The organism is Cellulomonas sp. URHD0024 (assembly GCF_000426185.1).
Taxonomy (GTDB): Bacteria; Actinomycetota; Actinomycetes; order Actinomycetales; family Cellulomonadaceae; genus Cellulomonas.
Genome location: NZ_AUEW01000004.1, coordinates 402,273 through 414,294, shown reverse-complemented (window position 1 = coordinate 414,294; position 12,022 = coordinate 402,273). Strand labels below are relative to the sequence as shown.

Genomic DNA, 12,022 nt, shown 5'->3' with positions numbered 1-12,022 from the left:
CGGCAGCCCACCGCGTTCACGCCCAGTCGAGCAACGGTTCCCCCGCGTGGACAGTGCCCCCCTCGGGCACCAGGACGGTCAGCAGGTCGGGCTCGGCCTGGAGCGCGACGACCGGGCAGATGGTCGCGAGCTGGGCCGCGTGCACGTCGAGCGGCGACCACGTGACCAGGTGGTCGCCGGCACGCACGGCCTGCCCACGCTGGACGTGCAGCGTGAAGCCCGAACCGGCCAGGCTCACCGTGTCGATCCCCAGGTGGACGAGGATGGTGCGCCCCTCGCTCAGCTCGAGCGCGAACGCGTGCGGGTGCAGCGCACCGATGACCCCGTCCGCGGGGGCGACGACCGTCTGGGTCGCAGTGCGCAGCGGCTCGATCGCGAGACCGGGTCCAACCATCCCCTCGGCGAACACCGGGTCGGGCACGGCGGTGACGGGCAGCACGACCCCGGTCAGGGGGCTGAGGAGCCGCACGGAGGCCATCGCCCTGTCCGGGGCGGTGCTCAGCGCAGGGAGTCGAGCTCGGCGGCGAGGTTGTCGGCTTCCGGGCCGACGATCACCTGGACGATGCGACCCGAACGGACCACGCCGAACGCGCCGCTGGCCTTCAGGGCGATCTCGTCGACCAGGTGTGCGTCGGTCACCTCGACGCGGAGCCGGGTGATGCAGGGTTCGAGGTCCACGACGTTCGAGTCCCCACCCAGCGCTGCGAGGATCTGCTCTGCCTTGCTCATGGAACTCCTCAGCTCGCGGGCGCGCTGCGGTACGCGCGACGCAAGAGTAACGCCGTGCGCTGGACACCGGGCTCAGACGCTCGGACGCGTCCGGCTGGCGTTCGGGGACAGGCAGGGCCCACACTTCGATAGGTCGACGAGGAGGTCACGCCGGTGAGTGCCGTGCAAGCCGAAAATCCCACGGTCATCACGGGCATCGGGGTGAGTCCTGGGCGCGTCGTGGCCCCGGCAGTCCTCATGCCGGACCCCGTCGCCGAACCCCCGTCGGGTCGTCGCCTCCCGCCCGGTACCGACTACGCCGCCGCAGCGACCCGCATCGGTGAGGCGTCCGAGGTGGTGCGCGCCGCGCTCGACGCCGCCGCCGACCGCGCCTCGGGCGAGAGCGCCGACCTGCTGCACGCGACCGCGGCGATCGCGGCCGACCCGACCCTGGTCGAGGACGCCGAGCAACGCGTGATCAACGACCGGCTCGTTCCCGAGCGTGCCGTGTGGGAGGCCGCCGAGGCGGTGGCCGAGCAGTTCGAGGCGCTCGGTGGGTACTTCGCCGAGCGCACCCAGGACATCGCCGACGTGCGCGACCGGCTCGTCGCGCAGCTGACCGGCCGGCCGGCGCCGGGCGTCCCCGCGCACGAGGCCCCGTTCGTGCTCGTCGCGGCCGACCTCGCGCCGGCGATCGTCGCGACCCTGGACACGACACGCGTGCTGGCCATCGTGACCGGCACCGGTGGGCCCACGTCGCACACCGCGATCCTCGCCCGCGCACGCGGCATCCCGACCGTCGTGGCGGCACGCGGTGCCGAGGCCGTCGTGCACGCCGAGGGCCTGCTGCTCGTCGACGGGTCGGCGGGCACGGTCACGGTCGACCCGTCCGAGGAGCAGGTCCGTGCCGCACGGGCGCTCGGGCGCTCGGTGCGCACGTTCGACGGGCACGGCCGGACCTCCGACGGGCACGCCGTGGCGCTCCTGGCGAACGTCGGCGACCCGTCCGACGCCGAGCCGGCCGCCGCCGCGGGCGCCGAGGGCGTGGGACTGTTCCGCACGGAGTTCGGGTTCCTCGGTCGCACGGAGGCGCCGACGGTCGACGAGCAGGTGATCGCCTACCGGCGCGTCCTGGCCGCGTTCCCCGCACGCAAGGTCGTGATCCGGACCTTGGACGCGGGAGCCGACAAGCCGCTGCCGTTCCTGACGGACGACCACGAGGTGAACCCCGCCCTCGGCGTGCGCGGTCTGCGCACCGCGGTGCGACACCCGGAGGTGCTCGAGGACCAGCTCACCGCGATCGCGCGCGCGGCCGACCAGGAGCAGGCCGACGTCTGGGTCATGGCGCCGATGGTGTCGACCGTCGACGAGGCCGAGCAGTTCGTGGCCTCGTGCGCCGGGCACGGGCTGGACGTGGCCGGCGTGATGATCGAAGTGCCCAGCGCCGCGCTGCTGTCCGGGCCGATCCTGGCGCACGCGGCGTTCGCGAGCATCGGGACCAACGACCTGACGCAGTACACGATGGCCGCCGACCGCCTGCTGGGCGCCGTCGCCGAGCTGTCCGACCCGTGGCAGCCCGCCGTCCTGCACCTCATCGCTGCCGCCTGCGCGGGCGGCGCGCAGCAGGGTCGGCCGGTCGGCGTCTGCGGGGAGGCCGCCGCCAGCCCTGCGCTCGCCGTCGTGCTCGTCGGCCTGGGCATCACGTCGTTGTCCATGACCCCCCGCGCCCTGCCCGACGTCGCGGCCCTGCTTGCAGTGACGTCGCTCGACCAGTGCCGACGACTCGCACAGCTGGCGCTCGCCGCGGCGACAGCCGCCGACGCGCGGGCCGTCGTGCGCGCCGGGCTCCCGGCGCTGGAGGACCTGGGGCTGTAGGTCAGCGTGTGAGGATGGTCGGCGTGAGACCCGACTCCTTCTACGCCGCGGTCGGCGGGCACGAGACGTTCGTCAGGCTGGTCGACGAGTTCTACCGGGGCGTGGCCGACGACCCCGCGCTGCGGCCGATGTATCCGGAGCAGGACCTGGGACCCGCGCGCGAGCGGCTGACCATGTTCCTCGAGCAGTACTGGGGCGGACCGACCACCTACTCCGACCAGCGCGGCCACCCCCGGCTCCGGATGCGGCACGCGCCGTTCACGGTGAACCCGGCTGCGCGCGACCGCTGGCTCCTGCACATGCGGGCCGCGGTGGACACCCTCGACCTCGCCCCGCTGCACAAGGCCGAGCTCTGGGACTACCTGGAACGTGCCGCGCACTCGATGCTCAACACCTTCGAGGACTGATGACCACCGACCCCATGCGGCCCGTGCTCGACATCCTGCGCCTCGACCCCACCGACCCGGACGTGTTCACCGGGTCGTCCCTCCCCCAGCCGGGCGGGCGCGTGTTCGGCGGGCAGGTGCTCGCTCAGGCCCTGCTGGCCGCCGGCGCGACGGTGCCCGACGGGCGGCTCCCCCACTCGCTGCACGGGTACTTCCTGCGGGCGGGCGACGTCGCCGAACCGATCACGTTCGCGGTCGAGCGCCTGCGCGACGGCCGGTCCTTCACGGCCCGCCGGACGCACGCGCTGCAGGGCGGCACCGCGATCCTGTCGGCGATCACGTCGTTCCAGGAGACGCAGGACGGCGTCGACTACGCCGACCCGATGCCCCCCGGGGTACCGGATCCCGAGGACGTGCCGTCCGCGCTCGACGTGCTCGGCGGCATCGACCACCCGGTCGCGAAGTTCTGGACGCAGGAGGCGGCATTCGACGTGCGGCACGTCGACGGGCAGCTGTACCTGGGACCGGCCGGCGACGCGATCGGTCAGCAGTCCGTCTGGTTCCGGTCTCGGGGCCCGCTCCCGGACGACCAGCTGCTGCACCGTGCACTCCTCGCCTACGCGAGCGACCAGGTGCTGCTCGAACCGATCCTGCGCAGGACCGGGCACTCCTGGGTCACCCGCGGTCTGTCGATCGCGTCGCTGGACCACGCGATGTGGTGGCACCGGGACGTACGAGTGGACGACTGGTTGTTGTACGTGCAGTCGTCGCCGAGCGCGCAGGGCGGTCGCGGGCTCGGTGCAGCGCGGGTGTTCACACGGGACGGCGCCCTCGTCGCGTCCGTCGCCCAGGAGGGCATGGTCCGGTTCCCCGACTGAACCCTCGCCCTCAGCCGGTGCCGGCACGCTCGCCGCGCGCACTGGAGCTCGCCGGGTGAGACTGCGCGCATGGCCCGCCTTCGCCGTGTCCGCATCGACTCCCCCGGCTGGTCGCGTCGCCGCGTCGGGCGCGGGTTCGTGTACCTCGACGTGTCGCGCGAACGCATCGACGACGAGGAGGCGCTGCGCCGCGTCCGGGCCCTCGCCATCCCTCCGGCCTGGCGTGACGTGTGGATCAGCCCCTGGCCGAACGGCCACATCCAGGCGGCCGGCCTCGACGACGCCCGGCGGCGCCAGTACCTCTACCACCAGCAGTGGAGGCTGCGGCGCGACCGTCTGAAGCACGACCGCGTGCTCGACATCGCGCGCCGGCTCCCCGCAGCCCGCCGCAGGGTTCGTCGCGACCTCCGGCTGGAGGGCATGCCACGGGAGAAGGTGCTCGCGCTGGCCTTCCGCCTGCTCGACCTGGCTTACCTCCGGGTCGGCGGCGAGGGCTACGCCCTCCAGCACGGCTCCTACGGGCTGGCCACCCTGCTGCGCACGCACGTCCGGGTGGTCGCGGACGACACGGTGCACCTGCACTTCCCAGCCAAGTCCGGGCAGATCCGGGACACGCTCGTCCAGGACGAGGACGTCGCAGCTGCCATCCGCTCGCTCAAACGCCGCGCGGACGACGGCGAGGAGCTGCTCGCCTGGCGCGACGGCGACACCTGGCACGACGTGACGAGCGCAGACGTCGGAGCGTTCGTGAAGGAGCTGCTGGGCCCGGACGCCACGCCGAAGGACTTCCGCACCTGGCACGCCACGGTGCTCGCCGCACGCGGGTTGGCCGCGGCCGGGCCGCCGCCGGCCTCGGAGCGCGCACGTCGCCGGGTGGTCACTGCCGTGGTCCGCGACGTCGCCGAGGAGCTGGGGAACACCCCGGCGGTGTGCCGCAGCTCGTACATCGACCCACGGGTGATCGACCTGTGGGAGCACGGGCAGACCATCACGCCGACGCGCTCGCAGGCCGTCGCCGAGCGGGAGACGCTCGCACTGCTCTCCTGAGGGGTCCCACAGGCGCAGGGCGTGCGGCGTCGTCGGATCGAGCCCAGACTGCCCACATGACCCCCGACGACCTGCTGCCCGAGCCTGTCGCGGACACGCTCGCGGACCTCGTGCCGGGCCTCGGGGGGGACGGTCGTCCACGCCCCGACGCGCCCCTCGTCGCCGTCACCGGGGTGACCGGGTACGTCGGCGGTCGGCTGGTGCCCGAGCTGCTGGCCGCCGGCTATCGCGTCCGGGCCATCGCACGGGACCCCGACCGGTTGCGTGGCCGGCCCTGGTACGACGAGGTCGAGCTCGCGCGGGCCGATGCCGGCGACCTGCACCAGATCCGCGCGGCGCTGGCGGGCACGGACCTCGCGTACTACCTGATCCACTCGCTCGGCTCCGGCCGGCGCTTCGAGTCGACGGACCGCAGGACCGCACTCATGTTCGCGCAGGCGGCCCGCGAGAGCGGAGTCGGCCGGATCGTCTACCTGGGCGGCCTGTACCCCGAGGGCGAGGACCTCTCTCCCCACCTCGCGTCCCGCACCGAGGTGGGCGAGATCCTGCTGGCCTCGGGCGTGCCGACGACCGTGCTGCGCGCCGCGGTGATCCTCGGGTCGGGCTCGGCGTCCTTCGAGATGATGCGGTACCTGACCGAGCGCCTGCCGGCGATGACCGTGCCCCGCTGGGTGGAGAACCGGATCCAGCCGATCGCGATCCGCGACGTCCTGCGCTACCTCGTCGGGTCGGCGGGAATGCCGTCCGACGTCAACCGCGGCTTCGACATCGGCGGACCTGAGGTCCTGACCTACCGCCAGATGATGCAGCACTACGCCCACGTCGCCGGGCTGAGGCCGCGGGTCATCGTCGGCGTCAAGGTCCTGACGCCGAAGCTGTCGAGCCTGTGGGTCTCGCTCGTGACGCCTGTGCCGTCCGGGCTCGCGCGACCGCTGGTCGAGTCGCTCGTGCACGAGGTGGTGTGCGACGAGCACGACATCGCCGACCTCGTCCCAGATCCGCCCGGGGGGCTGATCGGCTTCGACCGGGCAGTCCGGCTCGCGCTGCGGCGGGTCCAGGACGCCGCGGTCGCGACCCGGTGGTCGTCGGCCGCCGTGCCCGGGGCACCGAGCGACCCCCTGCCGAGCGACCCGGACTGGGCAGGCGGCTCCCTGTACGTCGACGAGCGCCGGGTCGAGGTCGACGCGTCGCGCGAGGCGCTCTGGCGGGTGCTGGAGGCGGTCGGCGGTGAGCGCGGGTGGTACTCCTGGGGGCTCGCGTGGCGCATCCGCGGGCTGGCGGACCGACTCATCGGCGGGCCCGGGCTGCGCCGGGGTCGTCGCGACCCGATGACCCTGCTCGTCGACGATGCCGTCGACTTCTGGCGGGTCGAGGCGATCGACGAGGGTCGGCTGCTGCGCCTGCGGGCCGAGATGCGGGTGCCCGGGCTTGCCTGGCTGGAGCTGCGCGTCGAGGACGGGTCGCCCACGGTCTTCGCGCAGCGCGCGCTGTTCCATCCGAAGGGGCTGCTCGGGCAGCTCTACTGGTGGTCCGTGTACCCGTTCCACGGCATCGTGTTCGGCGGCATGCAGCGCAACATCGCACGAGCCGCCGAGACCGCAGAACGCTCTCGGATCGGTATCACTCGTGGCCCTTCCTGACCGCTCCCCCGGCGCGTCTGCCGAACGTTCCTGACACGCCTACCGACGACGACGGATCGCGACCGGCTCCTCGACGTACGGCTCCCAGGCGGCGCGCTCGTCGGGTCCGATGCGCACGGGAGCACCAGAGGCGGTGCTGACCAGCACGACGGTCGTCGTCGCGCGGGCGTAGACCACCGGCGAGCTCCCCTCCACCAACGGGTCGCGCATCTCGTAGCAGACGTCGAGGCTCGCACCGCCCAGGTGGCCCAGCCACATCTCGACGATGACCGGGGTCCGGCGGTAGCTCAGCGGCCGTAGGTACTCGATCTCCTGCCGCGCGACGAGCGTCGACATCTGGGCGGCCGGGCCCGCGTCGAGCACCGCGGTCGGCCAGGGCGCCAGGTCGCCGGTGGGTGCCCGCCAGAACGCGGTGATCCGCGCTTCCTCGAGCAGCGTCAGCATCGCGGCGTTGTTGACGTGCTGGTACGCATCGAGGTCGGACCACCGGAGCAGGACAGGAACCTCGAGGCGCGCCATCCCTCGATCCTAGGAGAACGTCGTCCGCGCCCGAGCACCCCCGCCGCGCGCCGACGCGGGCGACGCAACGTCCGAGCGCGGGCCATGCGCCCGGACCTCAGCTGGACCCTGCGGATTCGCGACGCAACGTCCGAGCGCGGGCGCGCTACGGCGACCCGCGCTCGGACGAAGCCGTCGTGTGCTCAGTCCCGCCGGAGCTTGCGGTACGTCACGCGGTGCGGGCGGGCGGCGTCCGCACCCAGCCGGTCCACCTTGTTCTCCTCGTAGGACGCGAAGTTCCCCTCGAACCAGTACCAGCTCGCCGGGTTCTCCTCGGTGCCCTCGTAGGCCAGGATGTGCGTGGCCACCCGGTCGAGGAACCACCGGTCGTGCGACACCACGACGGCGCAGCCGGGAAACTCGAGCAGCGCGTTCTCCAAGGAGCCGAGCGTCTCGACGTCGAGGTCGTTGGTGGGCTCGTCGAGGAGCAGCAGGTTGCCGCCCTGCTTGAGCGTGAGGGCGAGGTTGAGTCGGTTGCGCTCACCGCCCGACAGGACGCCGGCGGGCTTCTGCTGGTCCGGTCCCTTGAACCCGAACGCGGCCACGTAGGCCCGCGACGGCATCTCGACGTTGCCGACCTTGAGGAAGTCGAGCCCGTCGGACACGACCTCGAAGAGGGTCTTCTTGGGGTCGATCCCGCCACGCGACTGGTCGACGTAGGAGATGTTGACTGTCTCGCCGACCTTGAGGTCGCCGGCGTCCAGCGGCTCGAGCCCGACGATCGTCTTGAACAGCGTCGTCTTGCCGACACCGTTGGGACCGATGACGCCGACGATGCCGTTGCGCGGCAGCGTGAAGCTCAGCCCGTCGATGAGCACCCGCCCGTCGAAGCCCTTCTGCAGCTTGCTGGCCTCCAGGACGATCGCGCCCAGGCGCGGCCCCGGCGGGATCTGGATCTCCTCGAAGTCCAGCTTCCGGGTGCGGTCCGCCTCGGCGGCCATCTCCTCGTAACGGGCGAGGCGGGACTTCGACTTGGTCTGGCGGCCCTTGGCGTTGGACCGCACCCACTCCAGCTCGTCCTTGAGGCGCTTGGCGAGCTTGGCGTCCTTCTTGCCCTGGATGGCCAGGCGCTCGCCCTTCTTCTCCAGGTAGGTGGAGTAGTTGCCCTCGTACGGGTACAGACGGCCGCGGTCGACCTCACAGATCCACTCCGCGACGTGGTCCAGGAAGTACCGGTCGTGGGTCACGGCGAGGATGGCACCGGGGTAGTCCTTGAGGTGCGCCTCGAGCCAGAGCACGCTCTCGGCGTCGAGGTGGTTGGTGGGCTCGTCGAGAAGCAGGAGGTCGGGCTTCTCCAGCAGCAGCTTGCACAGGGCGACCCGTCGGCGCTCACCACCCGACAGCACACTCACGTCCGCGTCCGGCGGCGGGCAGCGCAGGGCATCCATGGCCTGGTCCAGCTGCGCGTCGAGGTCCCACGCGTCGGCGGCGTCGATGGCCTCCTGCAGGACGCCCATCTCGGCGAGGAGCGCGTCGAAGTCGGCGTCGGGCTCGCCCATCAGCACCGAGATCTCGTTGTACCGGTCGAGCTTGCCCTTGATCTCGGCGACGCCCTCCTCGACGTTGCCGAGAACGGTCTTGGCCTCGTTCAGCGGCGGCTCCTGCTGGAGGATGCCGACCGTGTAGCCCGGGCTGAGTCGCGCCTCGCCGTTCGACGGCTGGTCGAGGCCGGCCATGATCTTGAGGATCGTCGACTTGCCGGCGCCGTTGGGTCCGACGACGCCGATCTTGGCGCCGGGAAGGAAGTTGAGGGTGACGTCGTCGAGGATCACCTTGTCGCCGTGCGCCTTGCGCGTCTTGTACATGGAGTAGATGAACTCAGCCATGCGGCAAACCCTAACGGCTCACTCGGCGCCGACCATTCGCGCACCTACCCCTGCCATCGGCGCGAGCACGCTGCACGTCTCCGGCCAGGTGCCGCCGATCTGGTGCCCGCCGTCCTACCACCGCCGCTCTGCTCGCAGCGCTCCCGAGCGATCGAACCCGTCAGCGGTGACTCATGATCTCCGACGAACCCCTAGGAGACCTTCCAGACGTACGCGTACGGCTGGGGAAGCTGAGTGATCCGGAACGCTCGCACGACCACGGTGCACGGCCCCGGCGGGATGTCGGTCCAGAGCACTTGTTCGACGTTGTTCAGCCGGTCGAAGTCGTCGGTGGTGCCGGCGTTGCCGTGGCGTTCTGTACCGTCCGCCGCTACCACGATCAGGTCGAGGTCGTTCTGCAGCAGGGCGCCTGCCGGGTCCGACCAGACCAGGGAGACCTTGAAGGTCGCGCCTACGCCGGCTGTTCCCGCGTCCTGCTCCCCGCGTCCCGGCGGGATGTCGACCGTGAAGGTGTCTTCCTGGCCCTGGTCCAGCGGCCCACCTTCGCCGAAACCGGAGTCGACCGGATTGCCCGGGAGGATCACGGATCCAGCCAGGTTCACGCGTCCCCACCCGGAGCTGACGTTCGGCGACGCCCCAGCCTCCGTGGGGCTGTACTGACCGGGAAGTGCCTCCGCTCCGTTGATCAGCAGCGCCTTGATGAGTGCGGCGCTCGGCGTCGGCGTCCCGTTCCTCACGAGGGACTCGCGCAGCACCGCCGCACACCCGGCGACGAGCGGCGTCGCCATCGACGTCCCCGAGTCGAAGAAGTACAGCGGGTCCGCCGAGGTACCGAAGGCGGAGTCGTCTCCGGCCTTTCGGGAGCGGGTCGAGAGGATGCTCGTCCCGGGGGCGACGACGTCCGGCTTGATCCGCTGCTCCCGCGTCGGCCCTCGGCTCGAGAACGCTGCCATGCCGTCCACGTCGTCGGCCTGCTGGTCGCTGTTCACCGGATCGACCGGAAACTTGTCCGGCCAGTAGCGGCCCCAGGTCGGCTCGAAGTGCGGCCGGTGGCTCTCGCTCGCCCCGACCGTGATGCAGTTCTTGGCTGCCGATTCCGACCCGATCTGGCCCGGGTCGACCACACCGTCCCCGTCGCGGTCGATGCCGTCGTTCCCTGCGGCGAAGCAGATGACCTGGTCGGGGTGGTTCCAGACGAACTCGTCGATCTCACGTGACGCGGCGCTGTACGGCAGGCCTGGGGTCGTTTCCCCCCACGAGTTGGTGTGCACCCGTGCGCCGCTGTCGTAGGGCGTCCGGAAGAGATCGTTCAGGTCGACGGGGATACCGCCGAGGCCGCCGCCCGAGTCCAGCAGGCTCTGCAGCACCAGGTGCGCCTCGGGCGCCGTCCCCTCGATCGATCCACCCATCGTCGGCGAGCTGCCCTGCCCGAGGACCGAGCCCGACACGTGGGTTCCGTGGCCGTGCGGGTCATCCGTCTGGTCGGGTCCGGTGCGGCCGAGTGCAAGCAGTGCGTCCACGCGTCCGGTGAAGGCGGGGTGCGGGTTCGCCGGGTCGCCCGTGTCGAAACCCGTGTCGGCCACGGCGATGAGCTCGTCGCGACCACGGTAGGCAGTGCCGTTGACGACCACCTCCGCGTTGAGGATTCCGCGCGCGACATTGTTGAACAGGCGACGCTCGGGCACCGGGTGGATCTCGCGCACCTCGTCGATGGACGCGAGAGAGGGCAAGTTGCCCGCCTCGGTCGTGACCCGAAGCTTCGAGGCGGTCGCGACCACCTGGTCGGAATTGACCCCCGCGACTGCCGCCACGCGCTCGACCAATTGGTCCGACGCGGTGATTCCTGGGTGCAGCAGGAGGTCGACCGATTCGAACTGCCGCGCGGGGTGCGGAGTCGCGTCGGCGAGATCTCGCACGCTGCTCGGGTCGACGCTGCGGTCGAGCAGAGACGGCGGAATCTTGAACGCCTTCGAGTACGGTCCCGCCCAGTCGACGAATGGCAGCGCTTCGACCGGGGCGATGTCGGCGGGTCTGTAGGTCGCGAGATACGTGTCAGCAGACACGTACTCGTGCACCTCGGCTCCGGTCGCCGCGATTTCGTCGCGCTGATCCGCCGTGAGCGGTGCAGTCGTATGGATGAGGATGTGGTCCGACGACGCCACGGATGCCGCATCCATCGCCAGCGCCTGCAGGTGCGGCGCGTGCTCTGCCGTGTCGATCGTTATGCCATTGATCGTGATCGAAGGCACCGGGCCACCTCATCATTTCCGAGACCGACGACCACCGGGATCCAGCGGACGGACCACTCAGGACATTGCAGGTTTCGAATCGGCTGAGAAGAACGTATCAAGTCGGGCATGTCGAAAGGAACGGCTCGTGCGGCAGCCTGTCGTTGCTTGTCGGCTGGTGAGTCGGGCTGCGAGCCGTCGAATTCGGATGCCGTAGCTGGTTCAGAGCCGGTTCTAGGGATGCTCCTGACAGCGTCGAGGACGCGATCGGCCGCGCGGCGGGTGCGCGCGGTCCGATCAGCGCCGTTCGGAGGCTGCGCGGCCCCTGGCTAGCCGATCACCGCACTCCGGCAAGTGCCAGCGGCGCGGCCTCGTCGTCAGCGACGTCCTCGGCGGGCACCAGGTTCTCGTCGTTGTCCTCGGGCAGCTCGGCGAGGCCCGTCACGTCGGTGTGCTCCGCGGTCTCGTCGGACGACGACCCCGCCGCCGTGCTCATGGTGCGTGCGAAGTGGCTGCTCCCGAAGGCGAGATCGTGACCGAGAGCGGTCGCCTCGAGGACGAGGGACGTACGCGGTCCCTGCTCGGAGATCCACTCCTCGGTCGACAGCCGGCCCTGCACGATCACCGGGTCACCCTTGCGCAACGAACGCGCGACGTTCAGGGCTGCGGTGCGCCACACCTTCACGGTGAACCACTCGGTCTGGCCGTCCTTCCACGCGCCGGTCTGCCTGTCGAACCAGCGGCGCGTGCTACCGAGCCGGAACGTGGTGAACGGGGTGCCGCCGTCGTTCTCGTGGAAGGTGCGCACCTCCGTGCCGATCCAGCCGACGACGGTCAGGTCCAGGGACTGCGTGCTCATCGATGCCTCCAGGTCCG

The 12,022-nt window shown here is 71.3% G+C and carries 11 protein-coding genes; 5 read left to right on the top strand and 6 right to left on the bottom strand.

Annotated features, from left to right (window positions below):
- Positions 1–16 precede the first annotated feature (16 nt).
- Both I847_RS0107110 and I847_RS0107105 read right to left on the bottom strand, forming a co-directional pair.
- Entirely contained in the window at positions 17–478 is a 462-nt protein-coding gene (locus I847_RS0107110) for a glucose PTS transporter subunit IIA (protein ID WP_028049149.1), read from the bottom strand.
- 20 nt (positions 479–498) lie between these two features.
- Positions 499–729, bottom strand: coding sequence for a glucose PTS transporter subunit EIIB (locus I847_RS0107105; RefSeq protein WP_028049148.1), 231 nt, complete (start codon positions 727–729; stop codon positions 499–501).
- 162 nt (positions 730–891) lie between these two features.
- Here I847_RS0107105 and ptsP point away from each other — a divergent pair, with 162 nt between their 5' ends.
- The 5 genes from ptsP to I847_RS22395 all read left to right on the top strand — a co-directional run bounded on the left by ptsP (position 892) and on the right by I847_RS22395 (position 6,534).
- Entirely contained in the window at positions 892–2,583 is a 1,692-nt protein-coding gene (gene ptsP, locus I847_RS0107100; RefSeq protein WP_051274573.1) for a phosphoenolpyruvate--protein phosphotransferase, read from the top strand.
- A gap of 23 nt (positions 2,584–2,606) precedes the next feature.
- Positions 2,607–2,990: a globin gene (locus I847_RS0107095; RefSeq protein ID WP_028049146.1), complete on the top strand. Its 384-nt coding sequence runs from the start codon at positions 2,607–2,609 to the stop codon at positions 2,988–2,990.
- Positions 2,990–3,847 (top strand): acyl-CoA thioesterase II, encoded by an 858-nt coding sequence (locus tag I847_RS0107090; protein WP_028049145.1) that lies wholly within the window; start codon positions 2,990–2,992, stop codon positions 3,845–3,847. Before I847_RS0107095 ends, I847_RS0107090 begins: the two co-directional genes overlap by 1 nt.
- A 69-nt stretch (positions 3,848–3,916) precedes the next feature.
- Positions 3,917–4,894 (top strand): DNA topoisomerase IB, encoded by a 978-nt coding sequence (locus I847_RS0107085; protein ID WP_028049144.1) that lies wholly within the window; start codon positions 3,917–3,919, stop codon positions 4,892–4,894.
- 56 nt (positions 4,895–4,950) lie between these two features.
- Positions 4,951–6,534, top strand: a complete 1,584-nt coding sequence (locus tag I847_RS22395) for an SDR family oxidoreductase (RefSeq protein ID WP_034609342.1) — start codon at positions 4,951–4,953, stop codon at positions 6,532–6,534.
- Between the two features lie 39 nt (positions 6,535–6,573).
- On the opposite strand, the gene I847_RS0107075 is transcribed toward I847_RS22395, so the two are convergent.
- The 4 genes from I847_RS0107075 to I847_RS22390 all read right to left on the bottom strand — a co-directional run bounded on the left by I847_RS0107075 (position 6,574) and on the right by I847_RS22390 (position 12,005).
- Entirely contained in the window at positions 6,574–7,053 is a 480-nt protein-coding gene (locus I847_RS0107075) for a thioesterase family protein (protein WP_028049143.1), read from the bottom strand.
- A 182-nt stretch (positions 7,054–7,235) separates the two neighbouring features.
- On the bottom strand, positions 7,236–8,918 hold the full coding sequence (gene ettA / locus I847_RS0107070; RefSeq protein WP_028049142.1) for an energy-dependent translational throttle protein EttA: 1,683 nt from the start codon (positions 8,916–8,918) through the stop codon (positions 7,236–7,238).
- A gap of 191 nt (positions 8,919–9,109) precedes the next feature.
- Positions 9,110–11,167 (bottom strand): S8 family serine peptidase, encoded by a 2,058-nt coding sequence (locus tag I847_RS0107065; protein WP_028049141.1) that lies wholly within the window; start codon positions 11,165–11,167, stop codon positions 9,110–9,112.
- Between the two features lie 316 nt (positions 11,168–11,483).
- Entirely contained in the window at positions 11,484–12,005 is a 522-nt protein-coding gene (locus I847_RS22390; protein ID WP_051274547.1) for a single-stranded DNA-binding protein, read from the bottom strand.
- Positions 12,006–12,022: the final 17 nt, after the last annotated feature.

Excerpts from the sequence above, each read along its gene's own strand:
- I847_RS0107110 (WP_028049149.1), bottom strand. The coding sequence starts at position 478 with ATGGCCTCCGTGCGGCTCCTCAGCCCCCTGACCGGGGTCGTGCTGCCC.
- I847_RS0107105 (WP_028049148.1), bottom strand. The coding sequence starts at position 729 with ATGAGCAAGGCAGAGCAGATCCTCGCAGCGCTGGGTGGGGACTCGAAC.
- I847_RS0107090 (WP_028049145.1), top strand. The coding sequence starts at position 2,990 with ATGACCACCGACCCCATGCGGCCCGTGCTCGACATCCTGCGCCTCGAC.
- I847_RS0107085 (WP_028049144.1), top strand. The coding sequence starts at position 3,917 with ATGGCCCGCCTTCGCCGTGTCCGCATCGACTCCCCCGGCTGGTCGCGT.
- I847_RS22395 (WP_034609342.1), top strand. The coding sequence starts at position 4,951 with ATGACCCCCGACGACCTGCTGCCCGAGCCTGTCGCGGACACGCTCGCG.
- I847_RS0107075 (WP_028049143.1), bottom strand. The coding sequence starts at position 7,053 with ATGGCGCGCCTCGAGGTTCCTGTCCTGCTCCGGTGGTCCGACCTCGAT.
- ettA (WP_028049142.1), bottom strand. The coding sequence starts at position 8,918 with ATGGCTGAGTTCATCTACTCCATGTACAAGACGCGCAAGGCGCACGGC.
- I847_RS22390 (WP_051274547.1), bottom strand. The coding sequence starts at position 12,005 with ATGAGCACGCAGTCCCTGGACCTGACCGTCGTCGGCTGGATCGGCACG.